This is a genomic window from Maribacter caenipelagi (assembly GCF_004364175.1).
Classification (GTDB): Bacteria; Bacteroidota; Bacteroidia; order Flavobacteriales; family Flavobacteriaceae; genus Maribacter; species Maribacter caenipelagi.
In genome coordinates, this window is sequence record NZ_SNZW01000020.1 from 85,628 (window position 1) to 105,941 (window position 20,314).

At 36.2% G+C, this 20,314-nt stretch carries 16 protein-coding genes and 1 riboswitch; all 16 genes read left to right on the forward strand.

All coding sequences use genetic code 11. The features are described from left to right. Nucleotides 1-68: 68 nt before the first annotated feature. Complete coding sequence (locus tag DFQ03_RS18345) at nt 69-1,316, forward strand: sulfate adenylyltransferase subunit 1 (protein ID WP_133674686.1); 1,248 nt, start codon at nt 69-71, stop codon at nt 1,314-1,316. Between the two features lie 113 nt (nt 1,317-1,429). Continuing rightward, nucleotides 1,430-3,520 carry a HEPN domain-containing protein gene (locus tag DFQ03_RS18350; protein ID WP_133674687.1) on the forward strand — a complete coding sequence of 697 codons (2,091 nt, stop codon included), beginning with the start codon at nt 1,430-1,432 and terminating at the stop codon, nt 3,518-3,520. Between the two features lies 1 nt (nt 3,521). Continuing rightward, entirely contained in the window at nt 3,522-4,358 is an 837-nt protein-coding gene (gene cobA / locus DFQ03_RS18355; RefSeq protein WP_133674688.1) for a uroporphyrinogen-III C-methyltransferase, read from the forward strand. Nucleotides 4,359-4,470: 112 nt separating this feature from the next. Continuing rightward, entirely contained in the window at nt 4,471-5,532 is a 1,062-nt protein-coding gene (locus DFQ03_RS18360) for an NAD(P)/FAD-dependent oxidoreductase (RefSeq protein ID WP_133674689.1), read from the forward strand. A gap of 157 nt (nt 5,533-5,689) precedes the next feature. Continuing rightward, a riboswitch (SAM riboswitch) is annotated at nt 5,690-5,791 on the forward strand. Nucleotides 5,792-5,911: 120 nt separating this feature from the next. Next, nucleotides 5,912-6,913, forward strand: coding sequence for a homocysteine S-methyltransferase family protein (locus DFQ03_RS18365; RefSeq protein WP_133674690.1), 1,002 nt, complete (start codon nt 5,912-5,914; stop codon nt 6,911-6,913). Between the two features lie 59 nt (nt 6,914-6,972). Further along, complete coding sequence (locus DFQ03_RS18370; protein ID WP_133674691.1) at nt 6,973-7,320, forward strand: four helix bundle protein; 348 nt, start codon at nt 6,973-6,975, stop codon at nt 7,318-7,320. Then, nucleotides 7,317-10,052 carry a methionine synthase gene (metH, locus tag DFQ03_RS18375; RefSeq protein ID WP_133674692.1) on the forward strand — a complete coding sequence of 912 codons (2,736 nt, stop codon included), beginning with the start codon at nt 7,317-7,319 and terminating at the stop codon, nt 10,050-10,052. The genes DFQ03_RS18370 and metH overlap by 4 nt, the downstream gene beginning before the upstream one ends. A gap of 167 nt (nt 10,053-10,219) precedes the next feature. Next, a complete protein-coding gene (gene metF, locus DFQ03_RS18380) occupies nt 10,220-11,173 on the forward strand; it encodes a methylenetetrahydrofolate reductase [NAD(P)H] (protein ID WP_133674693.1) in 954 nt (317 codons plus the stop codon). A 227-nt stretch (nt 11,174-11,400) separates the two neighbouring features. Then, nucleotides 11,401-12,498 (forward strand): acyloxyacyl hydrolase, encoded by a 1,098-nt coding sequence (locus tag DFQ03_RS18385; protein WP_133674694.1) that lies wholly within the window; start codon nt 11,401-11,403, stop codon nt 12,496-12,498. Between the two features lie 10 nt (nt 12,499-12,508). Further along, the gene (locus DFQ03_RS18390) at nt 12,509-13,303 is read left to right on the forward strand and encodes a head GIN domain-containing protein (RefSeq protein ID WP_133674695.1); all 795 of its coding nucleotides are present in this window, start codon (nt 12,509-12,511) and stop codon (nt 13,301-13,303) included. Continuing rightward, a complete protein-coding gene (locus DFQ03_RS18395; protein WP_133674696.1) occupies nt 13,300-14,433 on the forward strand; it encodes a serine hydrolase domain-containing protein in 1,134 nt (377 codons plus the stop codon). Before DFQ03_RS18390 ends, DFQ03_RS18395 begins: the two co-directional genes overlap by 4 nt. A 72-nt stretch (nt 14,434-14,505) precedes the next feature. Continuing rightward, a complete protein-coding gene (locus DFQ03_RS18400) occupies nt 14,506-15,825 on the forward strand; it encodes a hypothetical protein (RefSeq protein ID WP_133674697.1) in 1,320 nt (439 codons plus the stop codon). Between the two features lie 345 nt (nt 15,826-16,170). Beyond that, entirely contained in the window at nt 16,171-16,998 is an 828-nt protein-coding gene (locus tag DFQ03_RS18405) for a prephenate dehydratase (protein WP_133674698.1), read from the forward strand. Further along, nucleotides 16,995-18,143 carry a pyridoxal phosphate-dependent aminotransferase gene (locus DFQ03_RS18410; protein ID WP_133674699.1) on the forward strand — a complete coding sequence of 383 codons (1,149 nt, stop codon included), beginning with the start codon at nt 16,995-16,997 and terminating at the stop codon, nt 18,141-18,143. The genes DFQ03_RS18405 and DFQ03_RS18410 overlap by 4 nt, the downstream gene beginning before the upstream one ends. Nucleotides 18,144-18,216: 73 nt before the next feature. Next, the gene (locus DFQ03_RS18415) at nt 18,217-19,083 is read left to right on the forward strand and encodes a prephenate dehydrogenase (protein ID WP_133674700.1); all 867 of its coding nucleotides are present in this window, start codon (nt 18,217-18,219) and stop codon (nt 19,081-19,083) included. A gap of 5 nt (nt 19,084-19,088) precedes the next feature. Continuing rightward, nucleotides 19,089-20,171 carry a bifunctional 3-deoxy-7-phosphoheptulonate synthase/chorismate mutase type II gene (locus DFQ03_RS18420; protein WP_133674701.1) on the forward strand — a complete coding sequence of 361 codons (1,083 nt, stop codon included), beginning with the start codon at nt 19,089-19,091 and terminating at the stop codon, nt 20,169-20,171. Nucleotides 20,172-20,314 lie beyond the last annotated feature (143 nt).

The following is a 20,314-nucleotide window of genomic DNA, read 5'->3' on the forward strand; positions in this document are numbered from 1 at the left end:
TTAGCTGCTAGCAATAACAATAATATTAAAAAGCCAATAGCGAATAGCGAAAGGCGAACAGCTTTAGAATGGAAGTACTAAAAATAGCAACGGCAGGTAGTGTAGATGATGGTAAAAGCACCTTGATTGGGAGAATGCTTTATGATACAAAATCTTTGACCAGCGATAAGTTAGAAGCAATAGAAAAAACCAGTAAGCAAAAGGGATACGATTATTTAGATTTCTCTTTGGCAACAGATGGTCTGGTAGCAGAGCGGGAGCAAGGTATTACCATTGATGTGGCTCATATCTATTTTTCTACGGCAAAGAAAAGTTACATTATTGCAGATACTCCTGGGCACGTAGAATATACACGTAACATGGTTACGGGAGCTTCAACATCTCAAGCAGCAATTATATTGATTGATGCACGTAAAGGGGTGATTGAGCAGACCAATAGACACTTTTTTATCAATAACCTATTACGTATTAAAGATGTAGTAGTAGCTATTAATAAGATGGATTTGGTAGACTATTCTGAAGAAACGTACAATGCGATAAAAGCCGATTTTGAGGCATTGATGGCAAAGAGGGATTATCAGGATCAGAAAATAACTTTTATTCCTGTTAGTGCTTTAAAAGGTGATAACGTAGTAAATAAAACTGATAAGACACCTTGGTATACCGGTCCTACTTTGTTAGAACATTTTGAGGCCTTGGATAGAAAGGATATTTTCAATGCAGGTACACCACGTTTCCCTGTACAATATGTTATCCGCCCGAAGACAGATGAGCATCACGATTTTAGAGGATTCGCTGGAAAAGTATATGGTGGTGAACTTAGCGTAGGAGATGAGGTCGTAGCGCTTCCATCGCAAACACGTTCTAAAATAAAGGATATTTATTTCCACGATAAAAAGTATAGAACCGCATCTAGGCGTTCATCAGTGACGATTACTTTAGAAGATGAAATCAATTTAAGTCGTGGAGATATGTTAGTGAAAGCTGGAGATTTACCTACGGTAGATAAACAATTTACGGCAACCATCTCTTGGATGGATTCATTGCCGTTAGCTGCTGGAAATAAATATATAGTACAACACGGTGTCAATAAAGTATTGGCGAAAGTAGAGCAGGTACATCATAAAATTGCTCCTGATTATTCAGGTATCGATACAGAAACAGATGCATTGGGTATGAATGATATTGCCCAGGTAAGTTTCCGTTTAAACAAACCAATTTTCTATGATCAATTTAAAGACCATAGAACTAACGGGTCATTTATCTTAATAGATACAAAATCCAATAGTACCGTAGGTGCGGGTTTCATTAGTTAAATAAAAAAGGTCAATATTAATATTGGCTGTTTTCATTAAGTCTATAAAATCTATAGGCAAAATATAGTAATAAATCATCTCAGTACTTTGTACTGAATACTTAATACCGAAGCATGCAGAGTTTTAGAACAGAAATAGAGAATCAAGTAGTTGCTAAAGATATTTTAGAACTGGAACGCAAGATTCATGAGTTCCACGGCGGCAAATTAGATGAAGAGAAATTTAGAAGTCTACGTTTGGCTCGTGGTGTTTACGGTCAGCGTCAAGAAGGGGTTCAGATGATTCGTATTAAATTGCCATATGGTAAGGTGACTTCTCAGCAATTGCTACGTATTTGTGATGTATCAGATGAATATTCTACAGGTAGATTGCATATAACTACGCGTCAAGATATTCAGATTCACTATGTGGATTTAAACAGGACTCCGCAGTTATGGTCAGAACTTGAAAAAGACGATATTACGTTAAGAGAAGCTTGTGGTAACACGGTACGTAATGTAACGGCAAGTGAAACGGCTGGTGTTGATGTAGATGAGCCTTTTGATGTTTCGCCATATGCAAATGCATTGTTTCAGTACTTTTTAAGAAACCCTGTGAGTCAAGAAATGGGGCGTAAGTTCAAAGTTTCTTTCTCTGCGAGTGATGCCGATACTGGTTTATCATACATGCACGATTTAGGTTTTATCGCCAAAATCGAAAATGGAGAAGTCGGTTTTAAAGTAATGTTGGGTGGTGGGTTAGGTTCTCAGCCAAGACATGCAGATGAGTTGTATAGCTTTTTGCCGGCAGACCAGATTATTCCGCTAATGGAAACTGTGGTGCGTGTTTTTGACCGCTACGGTGAACGTAAGAGTAGGGCAAAGGCAAGAATGAAATTCTTATTGAAAGATTTGGGTCTTGAAGGATTCAAAGAATTGCTGGCAGCAGAAAAAACAGCGGTTCCTTTTGATACGTTTCCTATTGATCCAGAAGAATATCCAAAAACAAAAGTATCGGATCTAAAAGTTCCTACTGTTGAAATAGAAGATTCAAAAGAATTTGAACAATGGAAATCTACAAATGTAGTTTCGCAGAAACAACCAGGTTATGTTGCTTTGGGGATTAAAGTATTATTAGGGGATTTCTATACAGATAAGGCGCGTTTGTTAGCGAACTTGGTACAGAAATATGCAGCAGGAGAGCTTCGTTTATCGCTGCGTCAAAACATATTAATTCCCTTTGTAAAAGAAGAAAATGTTGAATTTTTCTATACGGAATTAAAGAAATTAGGTTTTGCTGAAGCGGGTTATAATAAGGCTTTGGATATTACAGCTTGCCCAGGTACAGATACCTGTAACTTAGGTATTGCAAGTAGTACGGGTATAGCTGAGGAACTGGAAAGGGTTATAAAAACCGAATATCCTGATTACATCAATAATGAAGATGTTGTAATAAAAATCAGTGGTTGTATGAACGCATGTGGTCAACACAATATGGCAAATATTGGTTTTCAAGGGATGTCCGTTCGTACAAAAGATAAATTAGTTGCCCCGGCACTGCAAGTATTGTTAGGTGGTAGTACAGATGGTAACGGTCAAGGTCGTTTTGCAGATAAAGTAGTAAAAGTACCAAGTAAAAGAGGACCTGAAGCATTACGTTTAATCTTAAATGATTATGATGCCAATGGTGGCGATTTATCGTTCCCAGATTATTATGCGGAAAAAGGTCAAATGTATTTCTATGATTTTCTAACGCCACTATCATCTGTAGATGATTTAACTCCAGAAGACTTCATTGACTGGGGTAATACAGAACGTTATGAAAAGGCAATTGGTGTAGGTGAGTGTGCTGGTGTGGTTATCGATTTGATCGCTACTTTACTTTTTGAGAGTGAAGAAAAAATACAGAATGCACAAGATATGTTCGATGCAGAAAAATGGTCCGCTAGTATATATCACGCATATTCTTCTATGGTAAATTCAGCGAAAGCAATGTTAACATCTGAGAATACTAAAGTGAATACGCATGTAAGTATCATTAAAGATTTTGATGAGAAGTTTGTAGCCGATGGTAGAATTGCCATTGCAGGCGGATTCGAGAAATTAGTACTTCAATTGAATCAGAATGAGCCAACAAAAGAATTTGCCGAGTCTTATATCAAGGATGCCAAAGTATTCTTAGAGACGGTAGCAAAATTTAGAGAACAAGAATTAGCAGAAGCATAACATGCATACCAATAATCTATCCAATCAAAAAACAATCAATTCAATAGTTGATACTCCCTCGCAAAGTCAAGGGAGGTTGACTGTTGTTGGTGCAGGACCTGGAGATATAGAGCTCATCACTTTAAAAGCGATCAAGACTTTAGAAAATGCAGATGTGGTTTTGTACGATGCATTGGTAAACGAGGAGTTGTTGGACTATGCAAAGAATGCCGAATTGATTTTTGTAGGTAAGCGCAAAGGTTGCTACGCATATCAACAAAAGCAGATCAACGAGCTTATTGTCAGCAGGGCAAAATCTGCGGGACATGTGGTACGGTTAAAAGGCGGAGATCCTTTTGTTTTCGGTCGCGGTTCGGAAGAAATGGAATATGCCGCATCTCACGGATTAGAAGTTGGGATGGTACCCGGTATTTCATCAAGCTTAAGTGTGCCGGCATATCAAAATATACCGGTAACCAAAAGAGGTTCATCAGAAAGTTTTTGGGTAATTACGGGGACGACCAAGGAACATAAATTATCTGTCGATGTTGCTTTAGCAGCAAAAAGCAGTGCTACGGTGGTCATTTTAATGGGTATGTCAAAACTCCCGCAAATAGTAGAATTGTTTAAAGGAGAAGGAAAAGCAGATATGCCTATCGCCATTATTCAAAATGGAACACGTGACAACGAAAAAGTAGGTGTTGCTACCATTGCTACCATTGTTGATGTGGTAGAAAAAGAAAAACTATCTAACCCGGCAATTATCATTATCGGTGAGGTTGTAAAACATCGAGAAGCATTAGTAGAAGCAAAGAATCAGTATTCTCAACAGAATTCTAAGTTGAGCGAAGTAGAATAAGTAAAGAGTAATAAGTACAAAGTTCATATAAAAGTAGAATATAGAAGTGGTTCGGTGAGTGTAAGGGAAATCTAAATACTCATTGTAACTACCTCATTACTAATAGAAAATTATGATTAAAACAGATATGCTCATCATAGGAGCGGGACCAACCGGATTATTTACGGTGTTTGAAGCAGGATTATTAAAATTAAAAACGCATTTAATAGATGCATTACCACAACCAGGTGGTCAGTGTTCAGAGATATATCCTAAGAAACCTATTTACGATATTCCGGCATTTCCAGAAATCTTAGCAGGTACTTTGGTAGATAATTTAATGGAGCAGATCAAACCTTTTGAACCAGGATTTACCTTGGGCGAAAGAGCTGAAACTTTAGATAAGCTAGAAGATGGTTCATTTGTGGTAACAACCAATAAAGGAACTAAGCATAATGCTCCTGTTGTAGTTATTGCTGGTGGATTGGGGTCTTTTGAACCAAGAAAACCGCCTATCTCGAATATTGTAAACTTTGAGGATACGGGTGTTTCTTACATGATCAAAGATCCAGAAGTATACCGCGATAAAAAAGTGGTGATTGCAGGTGGTGGTGATTCAGCTTTAGACTGGGCAATATTCTTAACTGATGTAGCGTCTGAAGTGACATTGGTACACAGAAGAGATGAATTTAGAGGTGCTTTAGATTCTGTTGAAAAAGCTGCTGAATTGGCTAAGCTTGGTAAAATTAAATTGATTACAAAAGCAGAGGTAAAAGAATTGCACGGTAAAGACAATCTTGAAGCTGTTGTGATTAAGCATACGGATAAGGAGAAAGAAGATACGTATTTAGAGGTAGATAATTTTATTCCGTTGTTCGGTCTGTCACCAAAATTAGGTCCGATAGGCGATTGGGGATTAGATATTCATAAAAATGCGATTAAGGTAAACAATGCAAAAGATTACCAAACAAACATACCAGGAGTATATGCTATTGGTGATGTAAATACATACGAAGGTAAATTGAAATTGATATTATCAGGTTTTCATGAAGCTGCGGTAATGTGCCAGTATGCATACCAACAAATAAATCCGGGTAAGCGATATGTAATGAAATATACTACCGTTGGCGGAGTCGAAGGATTTGATGGTTCTAAAAAAGAAGCTAAAAAAGAAGTAGTACAGAGTATAGCATAAAGTAATTATTTGATTAGCACAACCTTCGGGTGCTTTATGCATGCGAAGGTTTTTTTATGACAATTTTCTAAAAATTCGTGGGTTAAAAAACCTGTTGAAGTTTTGGATTAAAGCATACTGTACCGTTACTTTGCAAATAGTTCATAAATATATTGAAACGTTATCAAGAAAGGTGGAGGGACTAGACCCATTGAAACCTTGGCAACCCTTTTCCAAACGAATAAGAAGGTGCTACATTCTATCTTTAGCCTGCTGACTTTAGCAGAATTTGTAAAAACAAATAAAAGACAGATAACTTAAGAAAAGGCATCTAGCCTAACTTTCCTTACTTGATTCCGAATTAGTTTTTTATTGAACATAGAATCTTTTACAATGTAAAATGAAGGATATAAAAGAAATTTTAAAAGAGCGAATTCTCATATTAGACGGTGCCATGGGTACCATGCTTCAACGCTACAAATTTACTGAAGAAGATTTTAGGGGAGAGCGCTTTAAAGACTGGGAACACCCTTTACAAGGCAATAATGATTTATTATCGTTAACACAGCCAGAGGCAATTGCCGAAATACACCGTAAGTACTTCGCTGCAGGTGCCGATATCGTAGAGACCAATACATTCTCAGGTACTACTATAGCAATGGCAGATTATTATATGGAAGACTTGGTGTATGAGTTGAATTATGAATCTGCGCGTATTGCAAAAATGGTAGCTGATGAATTCACGGCTAAAGAACCGAATAAGCCACGATTTGTAGCCGGTAGCATAGGTCCTACGAATAAAACGGCAAGTATGTCTCCAGATGTAAATGATCCAGGGTATAGAGCTGTTTCTTTTGATGAGTTACGTATAGCATATAAACAACAGGTGGAAGCTTTGTTAGATGGTGGTTCAGATATTTTATTGGTAGAAACCATTTTTGATACTTTAAATGCAAAGGCGGCATTATTCGCTATTGAAGAAGTAAAGGAAGAGCGAAATATCGATGTGCCTATCATGGTAAGTGGTACAATAACAGATGCATCAGGTAGAACATTATCAGGACAAACGGCTGAAGCATTTTTAATATCGATTTCTCATATTCCTATTTTATCTGTAGGGTTTAATTGTGCATTAGGTGCGAATCAATTGGTGCCACATTTAGAGGTATTGTCGACCAAAAGTGAGCATGCGGTTTCGGCACATCCTAATGCTGGATTACCGAATGCCTTTGGAGAGTACGATGAGACTCCCGATCAAATGGCAGAACAAATTAAAGAATACGCAGAAAAAGGATTAGTAAATATAGTAGGTGGTTGTTGTGGAACAACCCCTGAGCATATTACGGCGATTGCAGAAGTCGTGGCTAAATATGAACCTAGAAAGTTGACCGTTGTCGGTTGATGGTTGATAAATCGTTTTTAGTTTCTCGTTAATGGTTTATCGTAGTTTTTAAATAATAAATGGATTATAAAGAATTAGATATTTGGGTGCAGGCTAGAATGCTAGTGAAAACGGTTTATGTTTTGACTAAGTCCTTTCCTCGGGATGAACAATTTTCATTAACCGCACAGGTTAGACGATGTGTTATTTCTGTGCCATCAAATATTGCTGAAGGTTGTGGAAGGCAATCAAATAAAGAAACAATCCATTTTTTACATATAGCAAGAGGCTCCTTATTTGAGTTGGAGACTCAGTTAATTTTAGCAGGAGATTTAAATTATATTTCAGATATAGATAACGTTTTGAAAGAAATAGAAAGAGTGAAAAAGTTGTTGAACGGATTCATAAATTATCACAAGAAATTATGAGTAAAGAAAACGAACAACGAATAACGAACAACGAACAACGCTTTCTAAAGCTTAGCGGATTAGAACCCCTAATTGTCACTCCCGAAACCAACTTTATAAACGTTGGTGAACGGACAAACGTTGCAGGCTCTAAAAAGTTTCTTCGTCTTGTAAAAGAAGAGAAGTTTGAGGAAGCATTGGCAGTTGCCAGGGAGCAAGTGGAGAACGGAGCTCAGATTATCGACATAAATATGGATGATGGTCTGATTGATGGAAAGCAGGCTATGGTTAAATTTTTGAACCTTGTTATTGCAGAGCCAGATATTTCTCGTGTGCCTATTATGATAGACAGCTCTAAATGGGAAATCATTGAAGCGGGTCTACAGGTAGTTCAGGGTAAATGTGTGGTAAATTCCATTAGCTTAAAAGAAGGTGAAGAGCAATTTATACATCATGCCAAGCTGATAAAACGATACGGAGCAGCGGTAATTGTAATGGCTTTTGACGAAGTTGGGCAGGCAGATAATTATGATCGTAGAATAGAGATTGCAAAACGTTCGTATGACGTTTTGGTGAATAAAGTCAACTTTGCGCCGGAAGATATTATATTCGATTTAAACATTTTCCCAGTTGCTACGGGTATGGACGAGCATAAGCTAAATGCCTTAGATTTTATAAGAGCAACAAAATGGGTGCGTGAAAACCTGCCACATGCAAGTGTTAGTGGCGGAGTCAGTAATGTTTCTTTCTCCTTTAGGGGGAATAATCCGGTACGTGAGGCAATGCATTCAGTATTCTTATATCATGCAATAAAGGCAGGTATGAATATGGGAATTGTGAACCCTAGTATGTTAGAGGTTTATGACGATATACCCAAAGATTTATTAGAACGTGTTGAAGATGTTATTCTAAATAGAAGAGACGATGCAACCGAACGTTTGCTTGATTTTGCAGAATCTGTAGTTGAGAAAACTAAAGAAAGTAAGATAGATCTTTCATGGCGAGAAGAGCCGTTACAAGATAGAATTACACGTGCCTTGGTAAAAGGTATTGACCAATATATTGTTGAAGATGTAGAAGAAGCTAGAGTTGCTGCAGATAAACCTATTGAAGTTATTGAAGGTAATTTGATGACCGGTATGAACGTGGTTGGCGATTTATTCGGAAGTGGAAAAATGTTCTTGCCACAAGTAGTAAAATCTGCCCGAGTAATGAAAAAAGCAGTAGCTTATTTATTGCCATATATTGAAGAAGAGAAATTGTTGAATCCGCAAGTAGGAGATTCGGACAATGCAGGAAAGATATTAATGGCAACGGTAAAAGGCGATGTTCATGATATCGGTAAAAATATTGTGGGTGTAGTTTTAGCTTGTAATAACTATGAGATTGTTGATCTAGGGGTCATGGTGCCATCTGAGAAAATTATCGCTGCCGCAATTGAGCACAATGTCGATATTATAGGACTTAGCGGATTGATAACGCCCTCATTGGATGAAATGGTGCATTTGGCAAAGGAAATGGATCGTAAAGATTTCAAGATTCCTTTATTAATTGGTGGTGCTACAACCAGTAAGGCACATACGGCGGTTAAGATTGATCCACAGTACAAAGAAGCAGTAGTTCATGTCAACGATGCATCTAGAGCAGTGACCGTAGTTGGCGATTTGTTACAGAAAGAAACATCAAAAGGGTATAAGAAAAGTATTAAAGATGATTATGACGTCTTTAGGGAAAAGTTTTTAAATCGTTCATCAAGTAAAACCTATAAACCGATTTCTGCTGCCCGTAGAAATAAGTTTAAAATAGATTGGAAAACATCTGAAATCGTAAAACCGAACAAATTGGGTATTCAGGTTATTGAGGATTTAGATTTGGACCTTCTTGTGCCATATATTGATTGGACTCCTTTCTTTAGAAGTTGGGAATTGCACGGTAAATACCCGGCAATATTGACCGATGAGGTTGTTGGAGAACAAGCAACCGATTTATTCGCAGACGCTCAAGAGATGCTGAGCAAGATAATTTCTGAGAAGAAATTAAAGGCAAAAGGTATTTTTGGCTTATTTCCTGCAAATTCCATTAACGATGACGATATTTATGTCACCCTGAGCGCAGTCGAAGGGCGAGATAACGAGCAGTATACTTTTAGAACCCTGCGTCAACAATTGGAGCGTAGAGAAGGTGTTGCAGATTATGCCTTGGCAGACTTTATTGCTCCTAAAGAGACCGGTAAGCAAGATTATATTGGCTGTTTTTGTGTGTCAACAGGTTTTGGTACTGCAGAATTGGCGGCACAGTATGAGAAAGATCTTGATGATTACAATTCCATAATGGTAAAAGCATTGGCGGATCGTTTAGCTGAAGCATTTGCAGAATATTTGCATAAAGAGGTTAGAACGGAACATTGGGGTTATGCCTCAAATGAGGACTTAAGTAATGAAGATTTAATAAAGGAATCGTATAAAGGAATTCGTCCGGCACCGGGGTATCCTGCTTGTCCAGACCATTTAGAGAAATTGACCATTTGGGAAATTCTTAAGGTTAAAGAGACTATTGGAGTAGAATTAACGGATAGTTTGGCCATGTGGCCAGCGGCATCGGTAAGTGGCTATTATTTTGGAAATCCTGAAGCTCGTTATTTCGGACTTGGTAAAATAAAGGAAGATCAAGTAAAAGATTTTGCAGAACGCAAAGACATGTCGTTTGAAGAAGCCGAAAAATGGCTTGCACCGAACATAGTTGAAGCCCCCTAGCCCCAAAAGGGGGTATTGTTTTCTTATTATAAAAAGCATATGCAGTTGATTAATAATGAAAATTGGAGGCAAAATTGTAAATTGAGTTATACTCAAATAGTTAGATAAATTATTAGATAATTAAAAATACCCGAGTAAAAGTTCCCCCTTGGGGGGCTAGGGGGCTTATGAAAGTAACAGACCATATCACCAATGCCAAAGGAAAGACGCTTTTTTCATTTGAAATAGTACCACCGGTTAAAGGACGCAATATTCAAGAATTATATAATAATATTGATCCGTTAATGGAATTTAATCCGCCTTTTATTGATGTGACCACATCACGTGAGGAAACTATTTATATTGCAAAAGAGGGGCTCTTAGACAGGAGGACTACGCGTATGAGACCTGGTACGGTTGGTATTTGTGCTTCTATTCAACATAAATATAATGTAGATACCGTACCACATGTTCTTTGTGGAGGTTTTACAAAAGAAGAAACGGAATATATGTTGGTAGACTGCCATTATCTAGGAATACAAAATGTTATGGCTTTACGTGGTGATGCGCGTAGTGAACAGAAATATTTTGAACCTACGGATGGCGGACACCCATTCGCAATTAACTTGGTGAAGCAGATTCAAGATTTAAACTGTGGTAAGTATTTACATGAAACCATAGAATCTGAATATTCAAGTGAATTTTGTATTGGCGTTGCCGGTTATCCTGAGAAGCATTTAGAATCTCCGTCATTACAATCAGATTTAAAGCGATTAAAAGAAAAAGTAGATGCTGGTGCCGATTACGTGGTAACCCAAATGTTCTTTGACAATAAAAAGTACTTTGAGTTTGTAGAGGCAGCAAAGAATATTGGCATAACTGTGCCAATAATACCAGGTATTAAACCAATTGCAGTAAAAAGACATATGCAATTGTTGCCACAAGTATTTAGAATTGATCTTCCTCAAGACCTAATTGAAGCTATTGATGGTTGTGCAACAAATAAAGATATACGCAAAGTAGGTATTGAGTGGGCTATTCAGCAGTCTAAAGAGTTAAAAGATGCCGGTGTGCCTGTATTGCACTATTACTCTATGGGTAAATCAGATAATATTAAGGCTATAGCGGAAGCGTTGTTCTAGATTTGGATAACTAAATTGTTAGTTATAGTGTTTTTATATAGTAGAGTAACGGAGATGTGAAAATGTAACAAGAACCTTTGGAACATGACAGCTTCTCGATAAAAATTTCTTCGTACCTCATAAATTCACTCGAAGTGACATTGTTGCTTTTGAAATTACATAATTTGTAAGAAAGAACTTTGTACTTTGTACATGGTACTTCGTACTTATAACTATTTTTGCCCCCAATGAATTTTAAGTTTCTTTCAATTATACTGATTTCAGTAAGCTTTTGCTTCGCACAAGAACCTAGTGAGCAAAAAAGATATACCCTAGATGCTAGTCAGTTTTATGGGTCTATAATTCTTCATAACCCAGATATATCTCATTTAATTACATCGCACCCCGATGGAGTAATTTTGAGCTATAACCGTAAGACGTACGGTAAAGAAGAATGGGAGGAGTTATATAATTATCCTGATTTGGGTTATTCTTTTATTTATCAGAATACAAATAGTAGCACGCTAGGTGATAGTTACGGACTGTATGCTCATTATAATTTTTATTTCTTTAGACGTAACATGCAGTTGCGTGTTGGTCAGGGTGTGGCTTATGCGACGAATCCGTATGACAAGGCAATCAATTTTAGAAATAACGCTTATGGATCAGATGTATTAAGTTCAACGTATTTAATGTTGAATTACCACAAAGAAAATATTTTCAAGGGATTAGGTTTTAAAGCAGGTATTTCTGTAATTCATTATTCCAATGCTAATTTTAGAGCACCAAATACATCAACCAACACCTTGGCTTTCAATGCCGGTTTTATTTATGATTTAGATGGGGGCAAAGATATAGCGTATGTACATCGTGAAAAGGAAAAAGTAACTGAACCTTTGCGTTATAATTTTGCTTTAAGAACAGGCATAAACGAAAGTGATGTTATTGATTCTGGTCAGTATGGGTTTGTAGTTCTTTCTACCTATGCAGATAAAAGAGTGGGAAGAAAAAGCGCTATTCAATTGGGTGCAGATGTCTATTTTTCTAATTTTTTAAAGGAATTGATTCGCTATCAAAGTATTGCTTTTCCGGAGAATGACGTTGAAGCTGATGACGATTACAAAAGAGTTGGGGTATTCGTAGGACATGAATTGTTTATCAACAAAATGTCTATAATATCTCAATTGGGCTATTATGTTTATTACCCTTTTGATTTTGAGGGGCGTATGTATAATAGAATGGGTTTAAAACGTTATTTCGGAGATAAAATATATGGTTCGGTTTCATTAAAGTCACATGGTGCAAAAGCAGAAGCCGTAGAATTCGGAATAGGAATAAGATTGTAAGATGATAAAAATGATACATAATTCACTTAGTTGTCTGGTCGAGAGCAGTCGAGACCTTTTTGGTTTGTCCACATTTTTCGTATTACTTTTTATTTCTTGTGACTCTGAAAATGCTTCCGATTGTTTTCAAGATACTGGTGAAATTACTAGGCAAGAAGTGTCTGTAGAAGAATTTACGACCATTACAGCTTTTGAAAATATAACCTTAGTTGTTAAACAAGCAGATACACAAAAAGTAGAAATTGAAACAGGCGAGAATTTACGAAATGAAGTAGCCGCAGTTGTTGAAGATGGTCGACTGTTACTTACAGATACTAATGATTGTAATTATATTCGCGATTATGGTATTACAGTAGTCTATGTCACTACACCAAATTTAACAAGTATTCGCAGCAGTACGGGATTCCCGATACAAAGTGACGGAGTTTTGGCTTTTGAGAGCTTAAGCCTGTTATCAGAAAGTTTTACAGATTCCGAAGCAGAAACGACAGATGGTGAATTCAATTTAGAATTAGACGTTAACAGTTTAAGTATCACCAGTAATGGAATTTCTTATTTCAAATTAAAAGGTAGCGCAGAAAGCTTCAATATAAGCATTGCAGCAGGTGACTCTAGGGTAGAGGCAGATAAATTGATAGCCAAGCGGGTAAATGTGAACCATAGGGGGTCTAATGATATTTTGGTGAATCCGCAAGAAAGTTTAACTGGTGTTTTGAGAGGAACTGGCGATTTGCAAAGTTATAACCGACCTGTAACAGTTGAGGTAGAAGAATTGTATAATGGTCGCTTGATCTTTGTGGAATGAACCCGATACTAAAATATTTGAAGAACGTATTTGCTGCTAAACGCATTTTGGCAGGTGATACCGACTTGACTGGATTGTTAAAAGCAGATTTTCTACTTCAACAACTTATAAAAGAAGATAAAGTACCCGGAATTGCAATAACTGTATTAAAAAGAGGAAACTCAATTTTTCAAAAAGGATATGGTTATGCTGATTTGGAGCGTAAACAATTGATACATCCTAAAAAATCCATTTTTAGAATCGCTAGTGTATCAAAGCCCATAGCAGCAACCTCTTTAGTAAACATGGTACAAGAAGGATTAATTGATTTAGATGAATCTTTCTATACCTATTTGCCAGATTATCCAAAAAAAGAATGGGATTTTACTATAAGACAATTGGCAAGTCACACCGCAGGTATTCGAGTTTATAAAGGAAAGGAATATGGGCTTAATAAACCTTTGTCCATCACTGAAGGATTAGGGCTGTTTAAGAATGACCCTTTAGTATACAAACCAGGTACCGAATATTTATATAATAGTTTTGACTGGGCAATGATCTCTGCGGCAATGCAAGTAGCAAGCGGAATTCCGTTTGAAGAATATGTGCAAGAAAGGGTTTTGAATCCGTTAGGGATGAAAAATACATACATTCCAGAATGTCATTCTAACTACAATCGAAAACAGATAAGTGAAGATGTAAATTGTATTTCTTCATTGCCAAAAAATAATACGATAACTACATTTTATACAAAGAGTATATCGGGGTTTAAAAAAGCGATACCTGTTGACAATTTCTACAAATTAGCAGGAGGCGGATATTTGTCTACCTCTGAAGATATTGCAAAATTCGGACAAGCTTTTTTAGATAAGAAAATTGAGTTCAAAGAAGAGATTTTGAATCAATTTTTAACTGCGCAAGAAGTAGATGGTAATTCTACCTACTACGGTTTAGGTTGGCAGGTAAGTGAAGATGCAAAAGGCAGAAAGTTCTTTGGGCATGTTGGTAACGGAGTAGGAGGGTATGCTAATTTCTTTGTTTACCCAAAAGAGCAACTTGTTTTTTCAATTCTTATTAATTGTACCGACCCTAAAATACAGGAGGATTTAGATGCTGTAATCAATTGCTTTTTTGATGAGTTTGATTCTTAATGATTTAATGTTTCCTAAGTTTTAAAGAAACGGTATATTAGTCTTACCAACCATTAAGATTTTACGCACAGAATGAGTTTACCACCAGAAACTACCCCATTTGTAGAAAATAAAAAGAACATAAAATGGCTTCAGCGACTTAAAGAAGAAAGTTGGGAAGCAGAATTATTGGTTTCCGCCATTGCTATATTTGGTACGTTCCAGTTGTTTGGCTTTATAGAGTGGGTTACTAATAAATTAATAGACCTACTGCCTATTGAACAGCATATCTATGGCTATACTATAACAATCATAGGGTTGCTGGCGATTAGTGTTCTAGTGTCCATGTTTGTAATACATTTTATTTTACGGGCTTATTGGATAGGACTGGTCGGATTAAACTCCGTGTTCCCTGATTATAGTGTTGAAGACAGCGCTTACTCTAAAGTTTATACAGAGTTGTTTTTAGCAATACTTCCAAAACAAGAGGAAACTATTCAAAAAGTAGATGAATTATGTAGTGTTATTTTCTCCGTTGCATTTACCATTCTCTTGATTTATTCCTATATGTCTTTGTTTCTAAGTGTGTACATGCTGATTTACAATTTGTTATTGGACTATGTACCTAGTTACATACTCTTAATTCCGCTTTTTCTCATCTTGGGTCTGATTGTACTTCAAACGATTTTTGGGATAGTAGGAAATTTAAAAAAGTTCAAAAGCAATGTTGGTATCCAAACATGGATGTTCAAAACTGTAAGATTGGCTTCGATGGTAACTTATGGTCCGCTATACAGAAATTTACTTCAAGTAACCATGGTATTTGGAACGAATTTTAAAAAGAAAAAATCCTTAGTATATCTCGTTCTGATGTTTTTTGTTTCTGGTATGTTTTTAACCTTTGTTAAAGTAACTGATACAAATATTTTTCATTTGATTTTTCCAAAAGATCATGATGTTAGTCTTATGTATTTAAGTTACTATAGTGATCAAAATTCTGATGAATCATTTTTATTGACTCCACAAATACAATCAGATATTATTGAAGGCAATACTGTTAAATTATTTATTCCTGTTTTTCACCATGAACGTAATTATCAAAAAGATACATGTGGTGAATTTATTGAAGATGAGAGTTTGAGTAATGAGAAGAACAGACTGAATAGTCGTAAATATTTTCTTGACTGCTATGAAAAATATCATAAGGTTATGCTCAATGGCACACCATTAGTTATTGATTTTCTTAAGAAAGATAATGCTGTTTCAGAGCAATTTGGTATTGTAGCCTTTATAGATAGAGAGTTCTTGCAGAAAGGTAAGAATACCTTGGTGGTAACTAAAACTCTGGGTGATGTAAAAGAGTTTACGTGGACTATTCCCTTTTATTATCAGCCCAATACAGTTTCTAATTGATTTATGGTATCGTGGTGTTAATTGATGATTAATTCAATTTTTAACACAAAAGCTTCGCTTTTTGAGATAGAAATTGAATTTTTAAAAAAAATAAAACGGAAAATGACCATTTTTAAATATAATTACTACATTAGCCAAAGTTTACAATCACAATGACAAAACAATATTTCTGGAACGGTTTTTATTTTTACTTCTTTTTTAAGAGAGGTACGGGACTGTTGTAGTATATTTTAAATATAAAATAGAATCTAAGTTCCGATGTACATCGGAACTTTTTTTTTGTCTAAAAATTGAAATCACTCCAAACATAATTAAAGGGTAAAGCAGTAAGTTGAAATGTGAATTATGAGTTTAAAAATAGCCATACAGGGAATTAAAGGAAGTAACCATCATCAGGTAGCTATAGATTATTTTGGTAATGATATTGAACTTGTAGAATGTCTTTCTTTCGATGCTTTGGTAGATAAGTTATTGTCAAAAGAAGCAGATCAAGGTGTCATGGCGATAGAAAATTCTATTGCGGGTTCGATTATTCCTAATTATGCTTTGGTAAACCATAATGATCTACACATAATTGGGGAATATTATTTAAATATCCATCACAATTTAATGGTATTAAAAGGTCAGAAAATTGAAGATATAACTGAGGTCAGTTCTCACCCGATGGCTTTGTTGCAGTGTAAGGACTATTTTAGACAATATCCGAACATTAAATTGGTAGAAGATGTAGATACTGCCGAGACTGCAAAACGCATACAAGAGCAAAAGTTAAAGCATGTTGCGGCTATCGCGCCAAAAGTTGCAGCTGAATTATATGGGTTGGACATCGTAGCGAACGACATACAGACGATACAAAATAACGCTACTCGTTTTATCATTGTAAAGACAAAAAACAATGTGCTACCAGAGGCTGAAATTACAAAGGCTTCGTTAAGGTTTATAACCGACCATAAAAGGGGAAGTTTAGCGGCTGTGCTTAATGTTATGAGCGATTGTAGATTGAATTTGACAAAAATACAGTCGTTACCGGTAATAGAAACACCATGGAAGTATTCATTTTTTGTGGATGTCACTTTTACTGATTATGCAGATTTTACCAAAGCAAAAAGTCTATTGAACATCATGGCAGAAGACTTTAAGGTTTTGGGTGAATATAAAAATGTAAGACAATGATACGTACTGCCGAAAGGTTAAATACTATACAGGAATACTACTTCTCAAAAAAATTGAGAGAGGTACGCGGCTTAATGGCGCAAGGTAAACCGATCATAAATATGGGAATCGGTAGTCCGGATCTGGCTCCGTCTCAAGAAGTATTGAATGCAATACAGAGTGCGGTTTTAGAAAGTGGTGCGCATCAATATCAAAGTTACCAAGGGTTACCTCAGTTAAGAGTTGCAATTGCTGATTTTTATAAGAAGAGGTTAAATGTTGACGCCAATCCTGATACTGAGATTTTACCCCTAATGGGTTCAAAAGAAGGTATAATGCATATTAGCCTTTCTTTTTTAAATGCAGGTGATGAGGTGCTCATCCCTAATCCGGGGTATCCAACGTACACATCTGTAACTAATTTGGTAGGTGCAGTGCCTAAATACTATGATTTAACCGAAGACAATGGTTGGTTTCCAGATTTAGAAGTATTGGCGAAGCAAGATTTATCTAAGGTAAAGATTATGTGGTTAAGTTACCCACATATGCCAACAGGTGCTTCGGCTACCAAAGAGCAGTTTGTAAAAATAGTCGACTTTGCTAAACATCATCAAATTCTATTGGTAAACGATAATCCTTACAGTTTTGTTTTAAATGACGAACCTGCGAGTATTTTAAGTATACCGAATGCAAAAGAGGTTTGTTTAGAATTAAATTCATTAAGCAAAACGTTTAATATGGCCGGTTGGCGTGTAGGTTTTGTATTAGGAAGCGAAGAGCATATTAATGCTATTTTAAAGGTGAAGAGTAATATGGATTCTGGTATGTTCTATGGTATTCAGAAAGGCGCCATTGCAGCATTAGAAAGTGCCGATGGATGGTTCGAAAACTTAAATGCGGTATATAGCGAACGTAGAGAGTTGGTATTTAAATTGGCAGACAAGCTTGGTTGTGCATATGATAAAAATGCCGTGGGCTTGTTCGTGTGGGCAAAATTACCAGAAGGCAGTGTATCATCAGAAGCTTTTATAGATAATGTATTGTACACAAAAGATTTGTTCATTACCCCGGGTACCATATTTGGTAGTAATGGCGAAGGCTATATTCGCTTTTCGCTTTGTATAGCAAAAGAAAAAATAAAAGAAGCAATTAAAAGATTTGATTAGTTGATAACAACGGCGATCAACTAAAGTGAAGCAAAAAAATATCCCCAATTTTTAGAGGGGTTATCGGATGATTATGAATGTATTTGTAATAGGTATCGGTTTAATAGGAGGTTCTTTGGCAAAAGATATAAAGTCTGCTTTTGACAATGTTACCGTTTATGGCGTAGAATCTAATGAAGCAAATTTAGCCGAGGCATTGACTTTGGGTATTATTGATAAGAAAGCGATCTATCAAGATTTGCAATTGGCAGATATGGTCATTGTAAGTATACCTGTTGATGTTATGGTAACAGAGCTTCCTGCCATATTAGATGCCGTTAATGAAGATTGTGTAGTTTTTGATGTTGGATCGACCAAATCTCAAATATGTAAGGTGTTGGAGAATCATCCGAAGAGAAGAAACTTTTTAGCGTGTCACCCTATTGCAGGAACAGAATTCTCTGGTCCGTCTGCAGCGATAAACAATTTGTTCAAAGACAAAACGAATATTATTTGCGAGGTTGAACTAACGGCTTTTAAATTGCAAGAAAGGGCTTTGAAAGTTTTTCAAGCAGTGGGTATGCGAATTCGATATATGAACCCTGTAGCTCATGATAAGCACATTGCTTATGTATCGCATTTATCGCACATTAGTGCATTTATGTTGGGTAAAACGGTGATTGAAAAAGAAAAGAACGAGCGCGATATTTTTGATATGGCGGGCAGTGGATTTGAAAGTACGGTGCGTTTGGCAAAAAGTTCGCCAGCCATGTGGACACCCATTTTTAAACAGAATAAAGAAAATGTAGTCGAAACATTAGAAGAGTATATTCAAAATTTAACGGCATTTAAAGAAATGTTGTTAAACGATGATTACGAGGGCATTTATAATGAAATGAACAATACGAATAAGATTAAAGGAATATTAAATAGGAATACCGTTAAACAAGAAATAGAATAATTAAAATGGAAAATTCAAAACAAATGAGAACATGGTTGGATGACTTAAACCTAGACCATCCACTAGTAATAGCAGGGCCATGTAGTGCGGAAACAGAGGAACAAGTGTTAGGTATAGCGCACTCCTTAAAAGATACCGATGTAAACTATTACAGAGCCGGTATTTGGAAACCACGTACTCGCCCAGGAAATTTTGAAGGTGTAGGTGCTTTGGGTCTTAAATGGCTTCAAAAAGTTAAAGCAGAAACGGGCATGAAAACAGCTACAGAAGTAGCAAACCGTGCACACGTTGAATTAGCATTAGAGCACGATATCGATTTATTATGGATCGGCGCAAGATCAACGGTGAGTCCGTTTATCGTTCAAGAAATAGCCGATGCATTAAAAGGAACTGATAAAGTTGTATTGGTAAAGAATCCTGTAAATCCAGATTTAGCTTTATGGTTAGGAGCTGTTGAGCGTTTGGCTACTGCAGATATTAAAAATTTGGGAGTAATACATAGAGGTTTCTCTACATATGAGAAAACTAAATATAGAAATATTCCAGAATGGCAAATGGCGATTGATCTGCAAACTAAATTTCCAGATTTACCTATTATCAATGACCCATCGCACATTACAGGAAATAGAGAAATGATCTTTGATGTATCACAAACTGCTCTTGATCTTAATTTTGACGGATTGATGATAGAAACACATCATGATCCAGATAACGCATGGAGTGATGCTGCACAGCAAGTGACACCAAGCAAATTGGTACAGATCATGAGAGATCTCAAAATTCGTAAAGAGGATAATACCGAGGCTGAGTATAATGCAAAGCTAAATAACCTTAGAGCCAATATTGATATTATTGATAATCAATTAATTGAAACTTTAGGTAAGCGTATGAAAACCTCAGATGCTATCGGTGAGCTTAAAAAAGAGAAAAACGTAGCAGTATTGCAAAGTACACGTTGGAATGAAATCTTAGGAGCAATGATTCTAGAAGGAGAAAGTAAGGGCTTAAGTGAAGAGTTTGTTCTTCGTATGTTCAAAGCAATTCACCAAGAGTCTATTCGTCATCAAGAAAAGATAGTAAACGCTTAAGGTTAACTTAACTTTATACCTAAAAAACATCCGTATTATGCGGATGTTTTTTTTTGGCCTAATTTTTAAATAGTAAGAAAAGTAGTACGTATTGACAATATCCCCCAATATGTATCGTTTAGGGGACTAAAGAACCATTTTAA

Bases quoted from the DNA above. Each gene is read 5' to 3' on its own strand.
- DFQ03_RS18345 (WP_133674686.1), top strand. From the start codon at position 69: ATGGAAGTACTAAAAATAGCAACGGCAGGTAGTGTAGATGATGGTAAA.
- DFQ03_RS18350 (WP_133674687.1), top strand. From the start codon at position 1,430: ATGCAGAGTTTTAGAACAGAAATAGAGAATCAAGTAGTTGCTAAAGAT.
- cobA (WP_133674688.1), top strand. From the start codon at position 3,522: ATGCATACCAATAATCTATCCAATCAAAAAACAATCAATTCAATAGTT.
- DFQ03_RS18360 (WP_133674689.1), top strand. From the start codon at position 4,471: ATGATTAAAACAGATATGCTCATCATAGGAGCGGGACCAACCGGATTA.
- DFQ03_RS18365 (WP_133674690.1), top strand. From the start codon at position 5,912: ATGAAGGATATAAAAGAAATTTTAAAAGAGCGAATTCTCATATTAGAC.
- DFQ03_RS18370 (WP_133674691.1), top strand. From the start codon at position 6,973: ATGGATTATAAAGAATTAGATATTTGGGTGCAGGCTAGAATGCTAGTG.
- metH (WP_133674692.1), top strand. From the start codon at position 7,317: ATGAGTAAAGAAAACGAACAACGAATAACGAACAACGAACAACGCTTT.
- metF (WP_133674693.1), top strand. From the start codon at position 10,220: ATGAAAGTAACAGACCATATCACCAATGCCAAAGGAAAGACGCTTTTT.
- DFQ03_RS18385 (WP_133674694.1), top strand. From the start codon at position 11,401: ATGAATTTTAAGTTTCTTTCAATTATACTGATTTCAGTAAGCTTTTGC.
- DFQ03_RS18390 (WP_133674695.1), top strand. From the start codon at position 12,509: ATGATACATAATTCACTTAGTTGTCTGGTCGAGAGCAGTCGAGACCTT.
- DFQ03_RS18395 (WP_133674696.1), top strand. From the start codon at position 13,300: ATGAACCCGATACTAAAATATTTGAAGAACGTATTTGCTGCTAAACGC.
- DFQ03_RS18400 (WP_133674697.1), top strand. From the start codon at position 14,506: ATGAGTTTACCACCAGAAACTACCCCATTTGTAGAAAATAAAAAGAAC.
- DFQ03_RS18405 (WP_133674698.1), top strand. From the start codon at position 16,171: ATGAGTTTAAAAATAGCCATACAGGGAATTAAAGGAAGTAACCATCAT.
- DFQ03_RS18410 (WP_133674699.1), top strand. From the start codon at position 16,995: ATGATACGTACTGCCGAAAGGTTAAATACTATACAGGAATACTACTTC.
- DFQ03_RS18415 (WP_133674700.1), top strand. From the start codon at position 18,217: ATGAATGTATTTGTAATAGGTATCGGTTTAATAGGAGGTTCTTTGGCA.
- DFQ03_RS18420 (WP_133674701.1), top strand. From the start codon at position 19,089: ATGGAAAATTCAAAACAAATGAGAACATGGTTGGATGACTTAAACCTA.